This window comes from Kribbella sp. NPDC002412, from assembly GCF_053592935.1.
The window spans coordinates 1-20,688 of sequence record NZ_JBSFBL010000016.1; the positions used below are offsets into that span (position 1 = coordinate 1).

General features: G+C 69.4%; 14 protein-coding genes. 12 read left to right on the plus strand and 2 right to left on the minus strand.

Features of this window, described 5'->3' with window-relative positions; genetic code table 11:
- Window positions 1–2,344 (minus strand): S8 family serine peptidase (locus ACWCOV_RS15305; RefSeq protein ID WP_449829863.1); only part of this gene is annotated, 2,344 nt, incomplete at its 3' end.
- 103 nt (window positions 2,345–2,447) lie between these two features.
- Between ACWCOV_RS15305 and ACWCOV_RS15310 the strand changes: the two genes are divergently transcribed.
- Together ACWCOV_RS15310 and ACWCOV_RS15315 are read left to right on the plus strand one after the other, a co-directional pair.
- Window positions 2,448–2,813 (plus strand): hypothetical protein, encoded by a 366-nt coding sequence (locus tag ACWCOV_RS15310; protein ID WP_449829864.1) that lies wholly within the window; start codon window positions 2,448–2,450, stop codon window positions 2,811–2,813.
- A 244-nt stretch (window positions 2,814–3,057) separates the two neighbouring features.
- Complete coding sequence (locus tag ACWCOV_RS15315) at window positions 3,058–3,783, plus strand: hypothetical protein (protein ID WP_449829865.1); 726 nt, start codon at window positions 3,058–3,060, stop codon at window positions 3,781–3,783.
- 3 nt (window positions 3,784–3,786) lie between these two features.
- On the opposite strand, the gene ACWCOV_RS15320 is transcribed toward ACWCOV_RS15315, so the two are convergent.
- Complete coding sequence (locus ACWCOV_RS15320; protein ID WP_449829866.1) at window positions 3,787–5,292, minus strand: lectin; 1,506 nt, start codon at window positions 5,290–5,292, stop codon at window positions 3,787–3,789.
- Window positions 5,293–5,582: 290 nt separating this feature from the next.
- On the opposite strand from ACWCOV_RS15320, the gene ACWCOV_RS15325 reads away from it, so the two are divergent.
- The 10 genes from ACWCOV_RS15325 (at window position 5,583) to ACWCOV_RS15370 (ending at window position 20,644) form a co-directional block, all read left to right on the plus strand.
- Window positions 5,583–6,854, plus strand: a complete 1,272-nt coding sequence (locus ACWCOV_RS15325; protein ID WP_449829867.1) for an ROK family transcriptional regulator — start codon at window positions 5,583–5,585, stop codon at window positions 6,852–6,854.
- On the plus strand, window positions 6,851–8,356 hold the full coding sequence (locus tag ACWCOV_RS15330) for a sugar ABC transporter ATP-binding protein (RefSeq protein ID WP_449829868.1): 1,506 nt from the start codon (window positions 6,851–6,853) through the stop codon (window positions 8,354–8,356). The genes ACWCOV_RS15325 and ACWCOV_RS15330 overlap by 4 nt, the downstream gene beginning before the upstream one ends.
- A complete protein-coding gene (locus ACWCOV_RS15335) occupies window positions 8,353–9,420 on the plus strand; it encodes an ABC transporter permease (RefSeq protein ID WP_449829869.1) in 1,068 nt (355 codons plus the stop codon). Before ACWCOV_RS15330 ends, ACWCOV_RS15335 begins: the two co-directional genes overlap by 4 nt.
- 13 nt (window positions 9,421–9,433) lie before the next feature.
- Window positions 9,434–10,480 (plus strand): substrate-binding domain-containing protein, encoded by a 1,047-nt coding sequence (locus tag ACWCOV_RS15340; RefSeq protein WP_449829870.1) that lies wholly within the window; start codon window positions 9,434–9,436, stop codon window positions 10,478–10,480.
- Window positions 10,481–10,492: 12 nt separating this feature from the next.
- Window positions 10,493–11,656 (plus strand): Gfo/Idh/MocA family protein, encoded by a 1,164-nt coding sequence (locus tag ACWCOV_RS15345; RefSeq protein ID WP_449829871.1) that lies wholly within the window; start codon window positions 10,493–10,495, stop codon window positions 11,654–11,656.
- Window positions 11,653–12,813 (plus strand): xylose isomerase, encoded by a 1,161-nt coding sequence (gene xylA / locus ACWCOV_RS15350; protein ID WP_449829872.1) that lies wholly within the window; start codon window positions 11,653–11,655, stop codon window positions 12,811–12,813. Before ACWCOV_RS15345 ends, xylA begins: the two co-directional genes overlap by 4 nt.
- A 117-nt stretch (window positions 12,814–12,930) precedes the next feature.
- Complete coding sequence (locus tag ACWCOV_RS15355; protein WP_449829873.1) at window positions 12,931–18,303, plus strand: ThuA domain-containing protein; 5,373 nt, start codon at window positions 12,931–12,933, stop codon at window positions 18,301–18,303.
- Between the two features lie 232 nt (window positions 18,304–18,535).
- Window positions 18,536–19,537 carry a sugar phosphate isomerase/epimerase family protein gene (locus ACWCOV_RS15360; RefSeq protein WP_449829874.1) on the plus strand — a complete coding sequence of 334 codons (1,002 nt, stop codon included), beginning with the start codon at window positions 18,536–18,538 and terminating at the stop codon, window positions 19,535–19,537.
- A 65-nt stretch (window positions 19,538–19,602) separates the two neighbouring features.
- Window positions 19,603–19,923, plus strand: coding sequence for a hypothetical protein (locus ACWCOV_RS15365; RefSeq protein WP_449829875.1), 321 nt, complete (start codon window positions 19,603–19,605; stop codon window positions 19,921–19,923).
- Between the two features lie 4 nt (window positions 19,924–19,927).
- Window positions 19,928–20,644 (plus strand): YqjF family protein, encoded by a 717-nt coding sequence (locus tag ACWCOV_RS15370; protein ID WP_449829876.1) that lies wholly within the window; start codon window positions 19,928–19,930, stop codon window positions 20,642–20,644.
- Window positions 20,645–20,688 lie beyond the last annotated feature (44 nt).

The window sequence follows — 20,688 nt, forward strand, 5'->3', positions numbered from 1 at the left end:
TCGACCCGCCGTACTTGACGAGCGTCGACGTGACCGCGATCCCGGACTTCATCCCGAGCAGTTGGGTGACCGCCGCCGGCGACACCTTGCCGCTACGGTCCTTCACCCAAGCCGCAAAGGTGTACGTCGTGTTCTGCGCGAGCCCGGTGTTCTTCACCGCGGACGCCGTACCCGCGTACACCAGCGTCCCCGTCGTCAGCGTCGGCGCCTTGCTGCCGACGTTGCGCCGCACGATGATCTGGTCCAGGTCCGAAATCGGCGCGACCTTCCACACCAGGTTCGCCGCCAGGTAGGCGCCACTCGCGTCGAAGGCCGGCTTCTCGGGCGCCCAGTCGACCGTGGTGAACACGCTGCTGAACGGCGCCAGCGGCGCCCCACCGGCCTCCTGCACGCCGGCCACGACGATCCGGTACGTCGTGTTGTCGAGCAGGTTCGGCGGGATGATCGTGGCCCGCTTCGTGGTCTGGTCGTAGTCGATGGCCACCGGGACCGAGGCGCCGGTCTTGCCGTTGACCAGCTTGACGGTGCTCGCGGTCACGGTGGCGGCATCGACCGGCCGGGCGAACGTGACCGTCGGCTGCACGCCGGTGATCACTCCGGTCGACAGGTCACCCGGTACGGCGTCGAACACCGGGTACGGCGTCGTCGTGCCGGTGTTGACCGGGGTGCCGCGGTTCACGCTGATGCTGTACTGGCGGCTGTCGCGCGACCCGTTGTAGTTGCGGACCGCGATGTACGTCGTGCCGACCGGCAGCGCGACGTTGACCTCCGTGGTCAGCGGCTGCGGGACCTCCCAGCCGTCGCCGTCGACCGGCGGACGCGGCTTCTGGTTGAACCCGAGGACGTTGAGCGACTCGTCGTACACCGACACCACAGGCCCGAAGTTCTGCGCGTACCCGCTGGAGTCGTACAGCGGTCCGGTGACGATGGCTCGCAACGTGTCCGGCGTCGTGGAGCTGATCTTGTACCAGTCGACCTCGCCCTCGACGCCGATGTTGCCGAACGCCATGCCCCCCAGGCTGAGTGCGGTCGCGCGAGACGGCTGGTCGTTGGTGTCGCGGGCTCCGGCCGCGAAGTCCGTGGTCCACTTGCCGCCGAGGGCGTAGTACGCGTCGAGGATGCCGGCGCCGTAGTACGGGTCGGTGCCGCGCGGACCCGCGTCCCGGGCGGTGGCCTTCAGCCGCGACATCACCTGCGCCGGCGTGTACGACGGCCACTTGTTCCGCACCAGCGCCGCGACACCGGCGACGATCGGGGACGAGAACGACGTTCCCGACAGGCCGATCCAGTACGGCTCGTAGCCGGACGGGGTCTGCGCCCGGGGCGCCGTGCTGGTGATGTCGTAGCCCGGGGCGGCGATGTCGACGGTGTCGCCGTACGTGCTGAAGCCGGTCAGGTCGCCGTTCCGGTTCGTGGCGCCGACCGACAGCACCTCCGGGTACGCGGCCGGGTAGTTCAGCGCGTACGAGCCGCTGTTGCCGGCCGCGGCGACCAGGACGACGCCCTTCGCGACCGCGTTCTTGATCGCGGTGTGCAAGACCGGGTTGTCACCCTCGCCGCCGAGCGACATGTTGATCACCCGGGCGCCGTTCTTGACCGCCCAGTTGATGCCGTTGATCAGGTTCGAGTCGTTGCCGCTGCCCTGGTCGCTGAGCACCTTCACCGGCCGGACCTTCGCGTTCCAGGCCACGCCGGCGATCCCGATGCCGTTGCCGGTCCCGGCCGCGATGATGCCGGTCACCGCCGTACCGTGGCCTTCGCCGTCGTTGGGCGGCAGCGCCGTGTTGAACGTGTTGTACCCCGGCAGCAGGTGGCCGGCCAGATCCGGGTGACCGGCGTCGACCCCGGTGTCCAGCACGGCGACGACCTGGTTGCCGGCCGACTTGCTCAGATCCCAGCCCTGGTTGACCCGAACGGTCGGCAGGTACTTCTGGTAGTTCGTGTACAGCCAGTCGTTCGGGGTGGCGGACTTCCGCCGGATGTAGTTGAGCGAGGCAACTTCCACCGCGGGGTCGGCCTTGACCTTCTTCAGCAGGTCGGCCGCCGGCAGGTCGCCGGTCACGGTGACCACCTCGGAGGTCACGGACACGTCGGGCCTGCCCTTGACCTTGGCCAGGGCGGCCTTGCGGGCCGAAGTGGTTGCCTTCGGCTTGAACTTCAGCACCACGGACTTGGCGTCGTACTCGGGGCCGGTCGCGGCGTCGGGACGGAACTTGGCCTGGATCGGGCGGGGCTCGGCGGACACGTCGGCAGTGCCGGACGACCCGGTCACCGCCACCAGCGTCGCGGCGACCATCGCCGCCGGAAGGCCCAGGCGCACCAGCTGGGCAGGACGGACGGACAAGAGGACCCCCCCAGGGTCAAAGTGATAGTCGAGCGGAGTATGCCAGAGGTCTGGTCCAGAATGCGCCCGTCCGCAATGCCAAGAGCATCGCGCGGATGTGTGTGTGGCGAACGAGTTCCGGGCGTTCGCCGTCAGCGGGCGGCTGCGGCGGGATCCGGGGCTGTCCCGGCAGGAGCTCGAGGTCGTCAGGGAACGGACGCAGACGGGCGGTCTGTGCGGCCTGGGGCTGCGCTTCAGCCACGACCGGATGTCACCGGCCGAGCGGTTCACGACGTTGCGCGAGCAGCTCGGCGACGAGTTCGAGGTGATCGAGCTGGACAGCCGGCCGGGCGACCCGGACGGCTATCGCCGGATGGCGCACTCGGTGCTCACCAGCGACCCGCGCGAGGACCCGCCGAACTCGGCGCTGCAGGCCCGCGCCCGGACGGTCGAGTTCCTCCGGCGGCACCTGACTGCTACCGCGCGGTGACCGTAAGTGCGGAAATGTTAGAGCGGCGTTGAGGAATGCTCAGCGTGTGACTATGCGAACGCTGAGTGGGGAAGCTGCCCGGAGTCTGGGGCGGAATGTTGCGGTGTGCGAGGGAGGGGGCGCAGTGGGTGACGCTGGGTGATTTCCTCTGGTCGTGGGCACTGGAGACATGGCACGATCGGCCACCGGAGGCACATCAGGGGGCGCGCATGGCGAAGGCCAGGCACTTGACGAGTGAGGCTGTATGAACGGGCGGACAGCGCAGGAGAGCCGGCTCCCGGTGAACGGGACCGCGGCCGCGAACGGGACCAATGGTCACGGTCCGCAACCAGAGCCTCACGAAGGTCAGGCTGCACCGGCCGACCCGGGCGAGGAAAAGGCTCAGGAGGAGCCGACCGGCCAGCCGGCGAACGAGGCTCCGAAGACGCCCGCGTGGGTCGAGGAGTACGCCGCCCGCCGGGCCGGCCGGGTCGCCAACGGCACGGTCCGCGCCGAGTTCGAGACGCCCGTCCGGGTCGACGAGATCGCGCTGGCTGCCAAGACGCTGTCGGAGAACCTCCAGGCGGCCACCCGAGGTATGCCCGAATCGCCCGAGCTGCGGGCTTTGCGCCGTGACCTCGACCACGCCGCCAGCACGCTGGGCTCGGTTGCCGGCGCATTGGAGGCGACAGCCGGCAACCTGATCCGCTTGGCCGCGAACGAAGGCCAGGCGTGTGGCGTCGGCTGGGGTGTCTGTCCCGAGCACGGCCTCACGCTGATGAACGTCGGCGAGACGGTCACCTGCCACGTGCTCGGCTGCCACCGCGAGAACGAGGGCGCTGTCGAGCGCTGCGAGCACCCGGTCGCCTACCGCGTCGTCGACGCGGCCGGTCCGGCCCTGCTCACCTGCGCCGGCCACGCGATCGCTTGCCGCCTGTACCTCGACGACGCCGTCATCACCCTCGCCTCGGACAGCCTGGAACTGTTCTAGGTTCTAAACGATCCGGCAGGACGTCAGCTGATCGTTGGCGTTCGGGGACAGCGCGATGAAGTTCGGGGTGTCCGCGGTGCGGGTCCACGACTGCCCGCCGAAGTTGTCCTCGGCGAACATCGTCACCGACCACCCGGGCGGCACCCGCACCGACGACGCCCAGTTGTCCCGCACCCCCGCCGCCTGGAGCTGCGCTCGCGTGTAGTGACCCTTCCCGAGCGCCGCGCCGGCGGCGCCGCCGTAGTCGACGTGCTCGAAGAACACCACGCCGCCCGGGCCCTGCACCGGCATCGGCACGGTCGGCCGCACGGACGTGAGTGGCGCCTGGCCTTTGAACATCCGGCCGCCGTCGTTGGTCAACCGCAGGTAGTAGTCCGAGGAGCACGCCGTACCGTCCTCGTCCAGGGCGCGGATGCCCGAACCCGACGGCACCCAGCCCGCGGACTCGGCGGTCTTGGCGATCTGGTTGCCTTCGTTGTACTCGTCGAACATCGAGATGTACAGGCCCTGCACGCCGACCCGGGTGAGGTTGTAGAACTGGCGCCACATCAGGTCGCCGTGCCGCCGATGCCCGGACTGCAGGTCGCCCGGGATGACGCACGGCTGGTAGTCGATGCCATGGGAGTTGCAGTCGGCCTGATCCTGCTGGTTCACGTTGTTGTAGTAGTGGTCCGCGCCGGCGATGTCGCTGATCCGGCCGACCATCCACGGCGACAGCATGTTGAACGCGTGGTACACGTCCAGGTAGCCGGCCCGCGAGTCCTCCACCCCGCGCCGCCAGTGTGTCGGCACCCCGCCGATCACGTAGCACCCCTGGCCCTTGAACCAGTTCACGACGTCCAGGCACGCCGAGGCCGGCCAGGCCTTGTTGGCCTCGTCGAACCCGAACCCCCAGATGCACACCACCGGCTTCCCGTTCTGCCGCGCGTACGCCGGTGAGGCCGTGTAGGCGCTCATCTTCGACGTCCAGTCCGCCTTCATCTCCGACTGCATCGAGGCCCAGCCGGTCGCGTCGTACATGATGTAGAACTTGCGACCGTACTGTTCCGCGGCCTGCCGGACCTTCACGGCCATCGCGTCCCGGGTCGGTCCCTCGCCGCCGGTCGGGTTGAACCGCTGCAGCGCCGCGGTGTCGCAGCCGTTCTGCTGCATCCACTGGAAGTGCGTGTTCACGGTCTGCTGGTCGTACGACGAGAACAGCTTGGCCGGCTGCCCGTTGTTCAGGTTCGGGTACGCCGTCTGGTACGTCGAGGTGTAGTCGCGGACGTCCGGCCAGCTCACGATCGCGGTGTTGGTCGGCGACGGCGGCTGGCTCCAGTTGTGGCTCCAGTGCCACCAGCCGTTGATCGGGGCGCCGTCGCCGGTGCAGGCGAACCAGCCCTGGTACCCGACGGTGACCTTGCCGACGACGTCACCGGGCGGGCCGGCCGCGAACGCGGACGTGAGTTGAGTGCCGCCGACAGCGGTGGCGGCGGTGGCAGCGAGGAACGTACGACGGCTGAGAGTCATGGCAGCGGCTCCTGGTGGGGGCGAGCAGGAGAAGTGCCGCGAGAGTACAAACGCTTCAGTTTGCTCGCAAGAGTTGAACGAGCGGCGCGCAAGTTCCGGAACTAACCCGACCTCTGGCCAAAGAGAGCGTTTGCCCGCTAGCGTCGGCGAAAATCCTGACCGGGGTGGTCGGGTGGGGCCGAAATTACGCAGTGACAACGTCTTGACGGGGGTTCAGAATCGTACTTAGTTTGTTGGTTCAACAGACTAAGTCTGTGACTGGGCTCACAACGACCAAGGGGTGGGGTCGCATGACGTTGACCGGGGGCAGCCGTCCGGGCAGTCGCGTGGTCGCCGCCGACCACGTCTCGCTCCGGCGCAACAACCTCTCGGTCGTGCTGCGTCACGTCCGCGACAACGGCCCCCGGTCCCGGGCCCGGATCGCCGCCGACACCGGTCTCAACAAGGCGACCGTGAGCAGCCTGGTCGCCGAGCTGGTCGAGCGCGGCCTGCTCCGCGAGGGCCCGGCCGACTCCACCCGCGCCCTCGGCCGCCCCGGACAGCTCGTCGAGCTCGACGGCACCGGAGTCTGCGGCGTCGGCGCCGAGATCAACGTCGACTACCTCGCCGTCACCGCCCTCGACCTGGCCGGCGACACGGTCAGCGAACGCCGCGTCCCGCTGGACGTCGCCCACCTCGGCCCCGGTACGACGCTCAGCCGCCTGGCCGACCTGATTCGCGAGGCCGTGGCAGCTGTGGACGCTCGAAGTGGTCAGGTCGCCGGGGTGACCCTCGCCGTACCGGGTCTGGTGCAGGGCGACACCGGTGAGCTCAAGCTCGCGCCGAACCTGGGCTGGGGCGAGGTTCCTGTCGTTCGCGAGATGCACCAGCGGCTGGGCGAGCCGTCGTACCCGCTGCACGTGGACAACGAGGCGAACCTGGCGGCGCTGGCGGCGTACTCGGAGCTGCGCAAGACCGAGCCGGTGCAGGATCTCGTGCTGCTGACCGGTGCGGTCGGGGTCGGCGGTGGCGTGGTGTCGAACGGGCACCTGCTGCGCGGCGGGCACGGGTACAGCGGGGAGGTCGGGCACATGCCGGTCGCGCCGGCCGGCCGGACCTGCGGCTGCGGCCGGACCGGTTGCTGGGAGACCGTCGTCGGCCTGACCGCACTGTTGCATAAGGCAACGGACGCGGACGACCCGGTCCGCGACCCGGCGCTGGACGTGGACCGGCGGCTGGCCGAGATCACCGCGCGGGCCGAGGCGGGGGATCCGCGGACGCTGTCCGCGTTGACGGACGTCGGAACCTGGCTGGGGATTGGGGGAGCGATCCTGGTGAACATCCTGAATCCGGACGTGCTCGTGCTCGGCGGCTACTTCGCTGTGCTCGGGCCGTGGCTGGAACAACCACTGGAGACGGCGATCCGCGACCGCGTGATCGCCCCGGACGGCGGCGGCTGCCGGGTGGTCCGGTCGGACCTCGGCTTCACCGCCGCGGTGCGCGGCGGCGCCCAGATCTCGCTCGACCAGGTCTTCGTCGACCCGACCGTGATCGGCCGTTCGGAGACAGGGGTGGCGCAATGAGTGAACTGCTCACGATGACCGGCATCGTCAAGGAGTTCCCCGGGGTGCGGGCGCTCGACGGTGTCGACCTGGACGTCCGCGAGGGCGAGGTGCACTGCCTGCTCGGCCAGAACGGCGCGGGCAAGTCCACGCTGATCCGCGTGCTGACCGGCGCCCACCAGCCCGATGCCGGCACGATCCACATCCACGACGAACAGGTCCAGCTGAACACCCCGACCGCCGCGATCCAGCGCGGGATCGCCGCGATCTACCAGGAGCTCGACCTGGTGCCCGAGCTGACCGTTGCCGAGAACATCTTTCTCGGCCACGAGCCGGCCCGGTTCGGCTTCAGCCGGCGGCACGAGGCGACCACCCGGGCGCGCGAGATCCTGCGCGGACTCGGCCACGGCGAGATCCCGACGCACCGCACGGTCGGCTCACTGCCGGCGGCCGGGCAGCAGGTGGTCAGCATGGCCCGCGCGTTGTCGCGGGACGCCCGGCTGATCGTGATGGACGAGCCGTCCGCCGTACTCGACCCCGAAGAGGTCGCGAACCTGTTCCGGGTCATCCGCGGGCTCACCGCCCGCGGTGTCGCCGTGGTCTACATCTCGCACCGGCTCGAGGAGATCCGCCAGATCGGCGACCGGGTCACCGTGCTGAAGGACGGCGCCACCGTGGCCACCGGTCTGGACGCGCGCGCGACGCCGACCAAGGAACTGATCCGGCTGATGACCGGCCGCTCGATCGAGTACGTCTTCCCGCCCCGCCGCGAGATCCTCAGCACGGCGCCCGTCGTCCTGGAGGTGAACGACCTGACCCGGCCGGGTGAGTTCGCCGGAATCGGGTTCGAGGTCAGGGCCGGCGAGATCTTCGGCCTGGCCGGACTCGTCGGCTCCGGCCGTTCCGAAGTACTGGAGACCGTGTACGGCGCCCGCCGCGCGGCCACCGGGTCGGTACGGGTCGACGGCGTGACGCTGCGGCCCGGCCGGGTGCAGTCCGCGGTGAAGGCGGGTGTCGGGCTGGCGCCGGAGGAGCGGAAGAGCCAGGCGTTGCTGCTCGACGAGGCCGTCTACAAGAACATCACGGTCTCGACGATGCAGCGGTTCGCCAGCGGGGGATTCCTGAACGGCCGTGCCGAGCGGGACGCGGCGGCCGAACTGACCAAGGCGCTGGACGTCCGCCCGGCCGGCGTGGACCATCCGGTGCGCAACCTGTCCGGCGGCAACCAGCAGAAGGTCGTGCTGGCCCGCTGGCTGCTCCGGGACTGCCGCGTGCTGCTGCTGGACGAGCCGACGCGCGGTGTCGACGTGGGCGCGCGGTCCGAGATCTACGCGCTGATCCACAAGCTGGCCGCCAACGGGGTCGCGATCGTGCTGGTCTCCAGCGAGGTCGAGGAAGTGCTCGGTCTCGCCGACCGGGTCGTCGTACTGCGGGAGGGACGGGCCGTCTACAACGGGCCCGCGCAAGACATCGACGAGCACCAGGTCCTGGACCTGGTGATGGAAGGAAGTGCTGTCTCGTGAGTGACGACATCGCACGCCCCTCTGATCAGACCGCGTCGACGCAGGCGACGGTCACGCCGCCGACGGCGCCGAGGTCGACCGGCAACGTGCTGATGACAGGGATGGGACGCAACGTCGGCCTGGTGGTGGCGCTCGTCCTGCTCTGTCTGGTCGGCATCATCACCGCCGGCGACACGTTCGCGACCGGTGCCAACGTGCTGACCATCCTGCGCCTGGCCGCCGTCGTCGGTGTGGTCAGCATCGGCATGACGTTCGTCATCACCGGTGGCGGCATCGACCTGTCCGTCGGGGCGATGGTCGCACTGTCCTCGGTCTGGGCGACCACGCTGGCGACCCAGCAGCTGGCCGAGGACTTCCACTGGATCTTCATGGTCAGCACGGCGCTGCTGGTCGGCGCCGCGTGCGGCCTGGTCAACGGCCTGCTGGTCGCCTACGGCAAGATCGTGCCGTTCATCGCGACGCTGGCGATGCTGGCCGCCGCCCGCGGCCTGGCCGAGATCATCTCCGACCGCAAGACCCAGATCATCTCGGTGAACGGTTTCGTCGACTTCTTCGGCGGCTCGCTGATCGGCGTGCCGGTGCTGGTCTGGATCTTCCTGCTGGTCGCCGCGGCCGGCTGGGTGGTGCTGAACCGGACCACGTTCGGCCGCCGCACCTTCGCGGTCGGCGGCAACGCCGAGGCCGCCCGGCTGGCCGGTATCAAGGTGCAGCGGCACACCGTCGCCCTCTACGTGCTGGCCGGGCTGTGCTGCGGGATCGCCGCGGTCATGCTGATGGCCCGTACGACGACCGGCAGCTCGACCCACGGTCAGTTGTACGAGCTGGACGCGATCGCGGCCGTGGTGATCGGCGGCACGCTGCTGTCGGGTGGCCGCGGGACGATCGTCGGCACGGTGTTCGGCGTACTGATCTTCACCACCCTGAACAACGTCTTCACCCTGAACAACCTGAGCATCTCCGCCCAGTCGGTGGCGAAGGGCCTGATCATCGTGATCGCCGTCCTTCTCCAGCAGCGCCTCGCCGGAGGCGGTCGCTTCACCGCGACCGGCACCACCCGCCAATAGAAGGAGGACAATGATGTCCGCACGTTCCGTCCGCACTCTCATCGTCGCCGGCCTGAGCGTGGTTGCGCTGGCCGCCTGTACCAGCAACACCCCGGAGGCCGAGGAGAACACCAGCAACGCGCCCGCGAACGCCGGAGCCGCGGCCGGGAAGAACGACGAGCCGGGCCAGAAGGTCCGGATCGGGTTTTCCGCGCCGGCCGCCGACCACGGCTGGATGGGCGCCATCACCAAGGCCACCCAGGCGGAGGCGAAGAAGTACTCCGACGTCGAGCTGATCGTTGCCGAGGGCACCAACGATGTGAACCTGCAGATCAGCCAGGTGGAGACGTTCATCAACCAGAAGGTGGACGCGATCGTGCTGCTGCCGTTCGACGGCGCCGCGCTCACCCCGGTCGCGATCAAGGCGATGGAGGCCGGGATCACCGTGGTGAACGTGGACCGCGAGTTCGACAGCCCGTTCGCGGCCCGGACCACCATCCTCGGCGACAACTACGGGATGGGCCGCTCGGCCGGCACCTACGTCTGCCAGCAGCTGAAGGACAAGAAGGACTCGGTGGTCGCCGAGATCGCCGGGATCGACTCGCTGCCGCTGACCCAGGACCGCAGCCGCGGCTTCAAGGAGGCGCTGACCGACTGCGGCCTGAAGGTGAGCAACCGGGTGGCCGCCGAGTTCACCGTCGAGTCCGGTGAGAAGGCCGCCGCCAACCTTCTGCAGGCGGCGCCGAAGATCGACGCGATCTGGAACCACGACGACGACCAGGGCGTCGGCGTGATGGCGGCGATCAAGAACTCCGGCCGCAAGGAGTTCTTCGTGGTCGGCGGGGCCGGCTCGGCGAACGTGATGCGCGACATCAAGTCCGGCAACAGCCTGCTGAAGGCCACCGTCATCTACCCGTCCACCCAGGGCGCGGACGGCGTCCGGCTGGCCCGGCTGCTGGTGCAGAAGAAGGCCCTCACCGACCTGGTGGAGGTCGAGGTGCCGCGCACCATCCAGCTGTACGCGCCGGTGGTGACCAAGGACAACGTGGACCAGTACCTGCCCACAGCATTCGAAAGCTGACAGAGGAGAGTTATGACGAACCTGGGCATCGGCCTGATCGGCTACGCGTTCATGGGCGCGGCCCACTCGCAGGCCTGGCGGAGCGCCCCGCGCTTCTTCGACCTGCCGCTGAACCCCGCGATGAACGTGCTCTGCGGCCGCAACCCGGACGCGGTCGCGGCCGCGGCGACGAAGCTCGGCTGGAAGGAGACCGAGACCGACTGGCGCAAGCTGCTCGGCCGCGACGACATCCAGCTGGTCGACGTCTGCACGCCGGGGGACAGCCACGCCGAGATCGCGATCGCCGCACTGGAGGCCGGCAAGCACGTGCTGTGCGAGAAGCCGCTGGCCAACACGGTCGAGGAGGCCGAGGCGATGACGGCCGCGGCCGAGGCGGCGGCGGCCAAGGGGATCAGGTCGATGGTCGGGTTCACCTACCGCCGGGTGCCGGCGATCGGGCTGGCCCGCCAACTCGTCGCCGAGGGCAAGCTCGGGACGATCCGCCACGTCCGGGCGCAGTACCTGCAGGACTGGATCGCCGACCCCGAGGCGCCGTTGTCGTGGCGGCTGGACAAGGAGAAGGCGGGGTCCGGCGCGCTGGGTGACATCGGGGCGCACATCATCGACCTGACGCAGTACATCACCGGCGACAACATCGCCGAGGTGAGCGGTCAGCTGGAGACGTTCGTGAAGGAGCGCCCGGTCGCGGCCGAGCACTCCGGCCTGGCCGGTACGGCGGGCAGCGAACGCGGACCGGTGACGGTCGACGACGCGGCCGTGTTCCTGGCCCGGTTCGGGTCCGGCGCGCTCGGCGTCTTCGAGGCGACCCGGTTCGCCACCGGCCGGAAGAACGCGATCCGGATCGAGATCAACGGCAGCCTGGGCAGCCTGGCGTTCGACTTCGAGGACATGAACCTCCTGCACTTCTACGACGCGACCGAGGACGCGCGTACCGCCGGCTTCCGGCGGATCCTCGCCACCGAGTCCGCCCACCCGTACGTCGGAGCGTGGTGGCCGCCCGGCCACCTGCTCGGTTACGAGCACGGGTTCACCCATCAAGTCGTCGACCTGGTCACCGCGATCGCCGATGGAGCCGATCCGACACCGTCGTTCGCCGACGGGCTGCGGATCCAGCGTGTGCTGGCCGCGGTCGAGGCCAGTTCGAACTCCCGACAATGGCAGGAGATTCCTGAATGAACAGCTTTACCCCGACGAAGGACGACAAGTTCTCGTTCGGTCTCTGGACGGTCGGCTGGCAGGGCGTCGACGTCTTCGGCACCGCGGTCCGTCCGGCGATGGACCCGATTCACGCGGTGGAGAAGCTCGCCGAGCTCGGCGCGGCCGCGATCTCGTTCCATGACGACGACCTGGTGCCCGACGACGGCACCCGGCAGCAGGTGCTCGACCGCTTCACCAAGGCGCTGGCCGACACCGGCATCGTGGTCGAGATGGCCACCACCAACCTGTTCGCCCACCCGGTGTTCAAGGACGGCGGCCTGACCGCCAACGATCGTTCGGTCCGCCGGTACGCGCTGTCGAAGCTGCTGCGCAACCTCGACCTCGCGGCCGAGCTGGGCGCGTCGACGTACGTGCTCTGGGGCGGTCGCGAAGGTGCGGAGTCGGGCGGCTCGAAGGATGTCCGCGCGGCCCTGGACCGGTACAAGGAGTCGATGGACCTGCTCTGCGCGTACGTCCGGGAGCAGGGCTACGGCATCAGGTTCGCGCTCGAGCCGAAGCCGAACGAACCGCGCGGTGACATCCTGCTGCCGTCGATCGGCCATGCCCTTGCCTTCATCAACGACCTCGAGGATCCCGAGCTGGTCGGGCTGAACCCGGAGGTCGGGCACGAGGAGATGGCCGGGCTGAACTACGCGCACGGCATCGCGCAGGCGCTGTGGCACGGGAAGCTGTACCACATCGACCTCAACGGGCAGCACGGCCCGCGGTTCGACCAGGACCTGCGGTTCGGCGCCGGGAACCTGCGCGGCGCGTTCTGGACCGTCGACGTCCTGCAGGGCTCGGAGGGCCGGCCCGGCTACGACGGGTACGTCCACTTCGACTACAAGCCGCCGCGGACCGAGGACGAGGCCGGCGTGTGGGAGACCGCGCGGGCGTCGATGCGGAACTACCTGATCCTGCGCGAGAAGGTGCAGGCGTTCCGGGCCGATCCCGAGGTGGCCGAGGCGCTCGCCGCGGCCAAGGTCGCGGAGTTGTCCGAGCCCACCCTGGCCGAGGGTGAGAGCCTGGCCGACCTCCGCGGCGAGAAGCACGACCCGGACGCGCTGGCCGAGCGCGGTCTCGGGTTCGAGAAGCTGGACCAGCTGGCGATGGAGCACCTGCTCGGCGTCCGCTGACCAGTAGCAGTACCTCCCGCGCAGGGCAGAGCACGGGACTTGTGGTAGCTGGGGCTGGGGTTTTCCCGCCCCGGATTGATGGAGCGCGCGCCTTATCCGACCCATGAGGAGCTCCGCATGATCCAGCTACGCAGGCATGGCACGGTGATCCGTGCGCTCGTGCTCGCCCTGATCGCGGCGGTGCTGGTTCCGCTGCCGGCCAGGGCCCACCCGGGCCACGGTGACGAGACCTTCAACGCCCTGATCTTCAGCAAGACCGCCGGGTTCCGGCACGACTCGATCCCGGCCGGGATCCAGGCGATCAACGAGCTCGCGGCGGCGAACGACTTCACTGTCACCGCGACCGAGGACGCCTCGATGTTCAACGACACCGAGCTGGCCAAGTACGAGGTGGTCATCTGGCTGTCGACGACCGGCGACGTCCTGAACGCGGACCAGCAGGCCGCGTTCGAGCGCTACATCCGGGCCGGCGGCGGGTACGCCGGCATCCACGCCGCCTCGGACACCGAGTACGACTGGCCCTGGTACGGCGAGCTCGTCGGCAGCTACTTCGACAGCCACCCACCGGGCACGCCGGCCGGCACGGTCAAGGTGGAGGACCACGCGCACCCGTCCACCGCGCAGGCGCCGACGATCTGGCAGCGCACCGACGAGTGGTACAACTACCGCACCAACCCGCGCGACAAGGTCCACGTGCTCGCCTCACTCGACGAGTCGTCGTACACCGGCGGGAACATGGGTCCGGAGCACCCGATCACCTGGTGCCAGGACTACGACGGCGGCCGGGCCTGGTACACGGGCATGGGCCACACGATCGCGTCGTACGCCGAACCTGCCTTCCGGCAACTGCTGCTCGGCGGTCTCAGGACGGCGGCAGGCGTCGTACCCGCGGACTGTGGTGCGTCGCTGAGCGACAGCTACCAGAAGGTGACGCTGGACGACGACACGTCGAACCCGATGGAGCTCGCGGTCGCCGGTGACGGCCGGGTGTTCTACATCGACCGGAACGGCGCGGTGAAGATCATCAAGCCGGACGGCTCGGTCGTCACGGCCGGGACGCTGAACGTCTACACCGGTCAGGAGTTCGGCCTGCTCGGGATCGCGTTGGATCCCACGTTCGCGTCGAACGGGTTCGTCTACCTGTACTACTCGCCGGCTGGGACCGAACCCTTCGACCGGGTCTCGCGGTTCACGGTGACCGGTGACACCCTCGACCTGGCGAGTGAGAAGCAGGTCCTGCGGATCGACACCCAGCGGGACCAGTGCTGTCACGCGGGTGGCGCGCTCGAGTTCGATGGCCAGGGCAACCTTTTCGTCGCCACCGGCGACAACAGCAACCCCTTCGACTCCGACGGTTACACGCCGATCGACGAGCGGTCCGGGCGGTCCGCGTGGGATGCGCAGCGCAGTGCCGCCAACAGCAACAACCTGAACGGCAAGATCCTCCGCATCCACCCGTCGCCGGACGGCACCTACACGATTCCCGCGGGCAACATGTTCCCAGCGGGTACGGCGAAGACGCGGCCGGAGATCTACGCGATGGGCTTCCGGAACCCGTTCCGGATCGGTATCGACCCGACCACCAACCACCTGTTCGTCGCCGACTACGGGCCGGACGCGGGGGCGGTGTCGCCGACGCGTGGTCCGGACGGGCGGGTCGAGTGGGACATCCTCGACAAGCCCGGGTTCTACGGGTGGCCGTACTGCGTCGGCAACAACACGCCGTACAACGACCACGACTTCGCCACCGGTACGTCGGGTGCGGCGTTCAACTGCAACGCTCCGGTGAACGAGTCGCCGAACAACACCGGCATCACGCAACTCCCGGCGGCGATCCCCGCGACACTGTGGATGGGGAAGTCGACGACCGGCGTACCGGAGATCGGTGGCAGTGGCGCGCCGATGACGAGTGGCGCCTACCAGTACGACGCCGGCAGCACGTCGGACCGCAAGTGGCCGCAGTACTTCGACGGCAAGGCGGTGTGGGCGGACTGGAACGACAGCCGGCTGTTCTCGGTGCAGGTGAACGACGACCGGAACGGCGTGGTGGACGTGTCCCGGATGCTGCAGAAGCTGAGCTTCATCCGGCCGCATGCCTTGCAGTTCGGGCCGGACGGCGCGTTGTACGTGATCGAGTGGGGGAGCGGGTTCGGCGGCAACAACGCCGACTCGGGGATCTACCGGATCGACTACGTGCAAGGGAATCGGGCGCCGATCGCGCAGTTCAGCACGGACAAGACGTCCGGCCCGGCGCCGCTGACGGTCGCCTTCGACTCGACCGGGTCGCGCGATCCGGACGGGCAGCCGATCACGCTGGCCTGGGACTTCGACGGCAACGGTACGACGGACAGCACCGAGGCCAAGCCGTCGTACACCTATGCCACGGCCGGTGTCTTCACGGCCCGGCTGACGGTGTCCGACCCCGACGGCCGGACGGCGGTGTCGAACCGGACGATCACGTCCGGGAACACGGCGCCGGCGATCACCGTGCAGGCTCCGGTCGACGGCGGGTTCTTCGACTTCGGGGACACGATCCGGTACAAGGTGACCGTTACCGATCCCGAGGACGGCGTGGTCGACTGCAACGACGTGATCACCCAGCCGGCGCTCGGGCATGACGAGCACGCGCACGGGTACGAGCAGTACCGCGGGTGCGAGGGAACCTTCCCGCTGCCCGGCGACCAGGGGCATGTCGGCGCGAACATCTTCGGCATCGTCACCGTGACGTACACGGACAAGGGCGCGCCGGGGACGGGCACGATCACCACGCAGAAGGTCGTGCAACTGCAGCCGAAGACGCGGGAGGCCGAGTACTTCGACGAGACCGGGGGACCGGGGTCCGCGCCCGGCGTGCAGGTCGAAGACACCGGTGACGTCGCCGGTGGCGGGAAGAACATCGGCTGGATCGAGGACGGCGACTGGTGGGGCTGGAAGCCGACGAACCTCACTCAGATCGACCAGATTCAGTTGCGCGCCGCCTCGCCGGAGGCCGGCGCGACCGTGCAGGTCCGGCAGGGATCGCCGACCGACGGCCCGGTGGTGGCGACGATCCAGGTGTCGCCGACCGGTGGCTGGCAGACGTACGGCGACTTCACCGGCTCCGTGTCGGGGGCGTCGCTGGACAGCGGGCCCCTGTACTTCGTGAAGACAACCGGTCAGCTCAACGTCAACTGGGTGCGCTTCATCGGGAAGGGCGTCACGGAGAACCAGCGTCCGGCGGTCACCGCGTCGGCGTCGGTGACGCAGGGCAAGGCTCCGCTCGCGGTCGACTTCACCGCGGCGGCGACCGATCCCGAGGGCGATCTGCCGCTGTCCTACGCGTGGAGCTTCGGAGACGGTTCGACTGCGTCGGGTGCGTTGGTGAGCCACACCTACACGACGCCGGGAACGTTCTCGGCCACCGTGACGGTGACGGACGCGCGTGGTGCGGCCGGGGTGGCGAAGGTCCCGATCACCGTGGACTCGCCGTCGTTGCCGGCCTGCCTGACCGGGCGGTCCGACGGCTTCGACGGTACGGCGCTGGACACCGAACGCTGGTCCGCCGTCGTCCGGGGCAACCAGGAGCTCGCGGTTGCCGATGGCAAGTTGTCGATCCCGTTGACGGCGACCGACATCTACGGGACGGGCAACTCGGGCACGCCGAACGTCGTACTGCAGCCGTTGCCGTCCGGCCCGTGGCAGGCGACCACGAAGGTCACGCTGCCGGCCCGGCTCGCGTACCAGCAGGCCGGGTTGATCGTGTACGGCGACGACGACAACTACGCCAAGATGGTGATCCAGGGCCGGTCGACCGGGGCGCCGTCGGCGGCTGACCGGATCTTCCAGTTCATCCGCGAGGAAGGCGGTGCGCCGAACGAGGTCGCCGCGTCGAACACGGCCAACCTGGGAGCGGCGTACCCGGACACCGTCTGGGTGCGGTTCACCTCGGACGGGTCGTCGTTGAAGGCGGCCTACAGCGCCGACGGGGCGACGTTCACCGAGATGCCGGAGACCAAGCAGCTGGCCGGGATCTCGAACCCGCGGATCGGCGTGTTCGGGCTCACGAACCGGACCGAGGCGTTGCCGATCACGGCGGCGTTCGACTACTTCACCATCACGCCGGACGACTCCGCGGAGCAGCCGGCGCCGGACGACGAGTTCGCGGGTACGACGCTGGACGCGTGCCGGTGGTCGGCCGTCGTACGGCCTGATCCGGCGGCCTATCGGGTCGCGGGTGACGTGCTGGAGATCGACACCGGGAAGGGCGACATCTACCAGGGTGGCAACACGAACCCGGCCAACCTGATGCTGCAGCCGGCTCCGGACGGCGACTGGACGATCGAGACGAAGGTGGACGCGTCGGCGTTCGACGAGCGCTACCAGCAGGCCGGCCTGATGGTGTACGCCGACGATGCGAACTACGTGAAGCTCGACTACCTGACCACCAACGTGGCCGGGTCGCCCGTGACACGTGGTTTGGAGCTCCGGTCGGAGGTCGACGACGTGGTGCAGTCACCGCAGCCTGGTGCCGCGGCTGCCGGCGGCGTCTGGCATCTACGGATCGCCAAGACCGGGTCGACATTCACCGGCTCGTACAGCACTGACGGCCTGGCCTGGACAGCGCTGCCGTCCGTGACCAACGCTGCGCTGGGATCCGCGTCCTTCGGTGTCTATGCCTTCGGGGCGGATCAGGTCGCGTCGAAGACGGCTCGGTTCGAGTACTTCCGGCTGGTCCGGGACACGGTCGCTCCGTCCGTCACGTTGTCGTTGAACCCGTCGACGCCTTCGGGTCTCGCCGGTTGGTGGACCGGGCCGGTCGTCGCCACCGCGATGGCGACGGACGACCAGGGCGGGCAGGTGTACGTGGAGCAGAAGATCGGGGACGGCAACTGGTCCGAGTACACGGCGCCGGTGACGTTGTCGTCCGATGGTCCGCACACGGTGGCCGTTCGGGCCAGCGATACGGCGGGCAACGTGTCCGAGGCGTCGACGGCTTCCGTGCGGATCGACAGCACGGGCCCGACGGTCGCGGTCACTGGTCTGTCGCCCGGCGGATCACTCGGCGTGGCCTCTCTGATCCCAGTCAAGGCTACGGCTGCGGACGCGTTGTCGGGTCCGGGCGAGGTGGCGCTCGCGGTCGACGGTCGTCCGGTGACCGGCTCGTTGGACGGCATGCTGCTCGGCCTCGGGGCGCACACGCTGACGGCATCCGCGTCGGATGTGGCCGGCAACAAGTCGGTGACTACAGTGCCGTTCACCGTGGTCGCGTCGTACGCCGAGGGAGTCAAGCTGGTCGACCGGCTCCGGGCGGCCGGGAAGGTGCCGGCGGCAACTGCCACGGTGCTGAAAGTCCAGCTGGACTTGGCATCCGAGGCCGATCGCCGGGGCCGTGACAAGGTCGCCCAAGTTGCCCTCGACATCTACCTGGCCAAGGCCCGCACGGTGTCGGACCCCGCCGCCCGCACCTTGCTGCTCGCGGTGGGCAACGACCTGAAGTCCAGGCTGGGCTGATGACGTCCGCCGTGGGAGATCGCACGCGTCCGGCCGGACACCTGCCGCCGCCTCGGCTGGTTCGGCCCCAACCGGGTCCTCGGCAGCGCGCTCTCCCACGGCAGGCGGGGGACCGCCGGTCCCCGTCCCCGGTGCCGCCCCGCGCTCCGGGCAGCACCGGGGACACCACCCACCGACCACCAGCTCGCCCCGGCTGGCGCCGTACTGGAAGAAGCTCGACTAAGGAGTAGTGATGGCTCGACCGATTACCTTGTTCACCGGGCAGTGGGCTGACCTGCCGTTCGAGGAGGTGGCGCGGCTGGCGTCCGACTGGGGGTACGACGGGCTGGAGATCGCCTGCTGGGGTGACCACCTCGACGTCCGCCGGGCCGCCGAGGACGACTCGTACGTGCGCGACCGGCTCGACATCCTGGACAAGCACAACCTCAAGCTGTGGACGATCTCCAACCACCTGCTCGGCCAGGCGGTCTGCGACGACCCGATCGACCAGCGCCACCAGGCGATCCTGCCCGCGCACATCTGGGGCGACGGCGACCCCGAGGGTGTCCGGCAGCGCGCCGCGGAGGAGATGAAGACGACCGCCCGCGCCGCCCGGGCGCTCGGCGTCGACGTGGTCGTCGGCTTCACCGGTTCGTCGATCTGGAAGACGGTCGCGATGTTCCCGCCGGTCCCGCCGGCCATGATCGAGGCCGGCTACCAGGACTTCGCCGACCGCTGGAACCCGATCCTGGACGTGTTCGACGAGGTCGGGGTCCGGTTCGCGCACGAGGTGCACCCGTCCGAGATCGCGTACGACTACTGGTCCACCACCGCGACGCTCGAGGCGATCGGCCACCGCCCGGCGTTCGGGCTCAACTGGGACCCGTCGCACTTCGTCTGGCAGGATCTCGACCCGGTCGGCTTCCTGTGGGACTTCAAGGACCGGATCTACCACGTCGACTGCAAGGACGCGAAGCGCCAGGTCGGCAACGGCCGTAACGGCCGGATGGGCTCGCACCTGGCCTGGGGTGACCCGCGCCGCGGCTGGGACTTCGTGTCCACCGGCCACGGCGACGTACCGTGGGAAGCCTGCTTCCGGATGCTGAACACGATCGGGTACGACGGCCCGATCTCGGTCGAGTGGGAAGACGCCGGCATGGACCGCCTGGCCGGCGCCGCCGAAGCCCTCCAGTTCGTCCGCTCCCTGGCCTTCGACCCACCCACCGCCTCCTTCGACGCCGCCTTCTCCTCCTGAGCAGCCGGACAGCTGGGTGGGTCGGCCGGCCCACCCAGCTGTGTTTCGGGGCTACCCTCGATGGCATGACTGCTGGCAGGTACGTCGCCCGGATCGTCGAGGTGCCGGATCACGGGATCAAGCTCGCGCCGGAGGCCGGCGCGGTGGTTCCGGACCAGCCGGCCGAGGTGAATCTGCTCGGGATGGCGATCGCCTTTGCGCTCGGGTCCGCCGGGTACCGGCACCACGCCGAGCAGCGCGATCCGGAGCTGCAGACCCTCGCCACGCTGTTGACCGGCGACGCGGTGATGCCGTGGTTTGCGACCTCGGCCGGTGGTACGGCGTACGTCGTCTGCGAGCTGAACGACGGTCGCCCGACGTGCGAGGTCCGGCCGAGCGCCGACTGAGCTGGTGGACGCGATCTGGCCAGAGGCGCCTGGGCTCCGGGGACCACGGATCCTGCGGCAGTGGTGGCGGGATCTGACGTTTCTGCACTGGGCTGTGCAGCCGGCGGCGGTCGCGCATTTCTTCCCGCCGGGTGTCCGGCCGGACACCTTCGAGGGACACACGTACGTCGGCCTCGTGCCGTTCCGGATGACCGACACCGGGTTGGCTCGCGGTCCCGCCGTACCGTACTTCGGGAGTTTCCTGGAGACGAACATCCGGCTGTACTCCATCGACAGCACCGGCCGGCGCGGCGTCGTCTTCCTCAGCCTGGACGCCGACCGGCTGGCCGTCGTCGCGGCCGCCCGGACCGTCTTCGGCCTCCCGTACCGCTGGGCCCGGATGACTCGCGTTGCTGATGGCGACCACCATGCCTACACCTCGACCCTGCGCCGAACACGCGCCTCCGTCACGGTCGAAGTCCAAGTAGGCGAACCGGTGGAGCCCGGCCCGCTCGAGCATTTCCTCACCGCTCGCTGGGGCCTCCACACCCACCGAGCCGGCCAGACCTGGTACCTCCCCAACCATCACCCCGCCTGGTCCCTCCACGCCGCCGACCTGCTCCGCTTCGAGGACCGCGACCTCTTGGCCTCAGTCGGCCTCACCAACCTGAACCGCGAACCGGACCACATCCTCCACAGCCCCGGCGTCCCCGCCGAGTTCGGCCTACCGTTCCGCGCCTGAGGCTCAGGAGAGGCGGCGCCGTACGCGGTAGCCGGCCACGGCGA

Coding starts and splice junctions, on each gene's coding strand:
- ACWCOV_RS15315 (WP_449829865.1), top strand. CDS start 3,058: ATGAACGGGCGGACAGCGCAGGAGAGCCGGCTCCCGGTGAACGGGACC.
- ACWCOV_RS15320 (WP_449829866.1), bottom strand. CDS start 5,292: ATGACTCTCAGCCGTCGTACGTTCCTCGCTGCCACCGCCGCCACCGCT.
- ACWCOV_RS15325 (WP_449829867.1), top strand. CDS start 5,583: ATGACGTTGACCGGGGGCAGCCGTCCGGGCAGTCGCGTGGTCGCCGCC.
- ACWCOV_RS15330 (WP_449829868.1), top strand. CDS start 6,851: ATGAGTGAACTGCTCACGATGACCGGCATCGTCAAGGAGTTCCCCGGG.
- ACWCOV_RS15340 (WP_449829870.1), top strand. CDS start 9,434: ATGTCCGCACGTTCCGTCCGCACTCTCATCGTCGCCGGCCTGAGCGTG.
- ACWCOV_RS15345 (WP_449829871.1), top strand. CDS start 10,493: ATGACGAACCTGGGCATCGGCCTGATCGGCTACGCGTTCATGGGCGCG.
- xylA (WP_449829872.1), top strand. CDS start 11,653: ATGAACAGCTTTACCCCGACGAAGGACGACAAGTTCTCGTTCGGTCTC.
- ACWCOV_RS15355 (WP_449829873.1), top strand. CDS start 12,931: ATGATCCAGCTACGCAGGCATGGCACGGTGATCCGTGCGCTCGTGCTC.
- ACWCOV_RS15360 (WP_449829874.1), top strand. CDS start 18,536: ATGGCTCGACCGATTACCTTGTTCACCGGGCAGTGGGCTGACCTGCCG.
- ACWCOV_RS15365 (WP_449829875.1), top strand. CDS start 19,603: ATGACTGCTGGCAGGTACGTCGCCCGGATCGTCGAGGTGCCGGATCAC.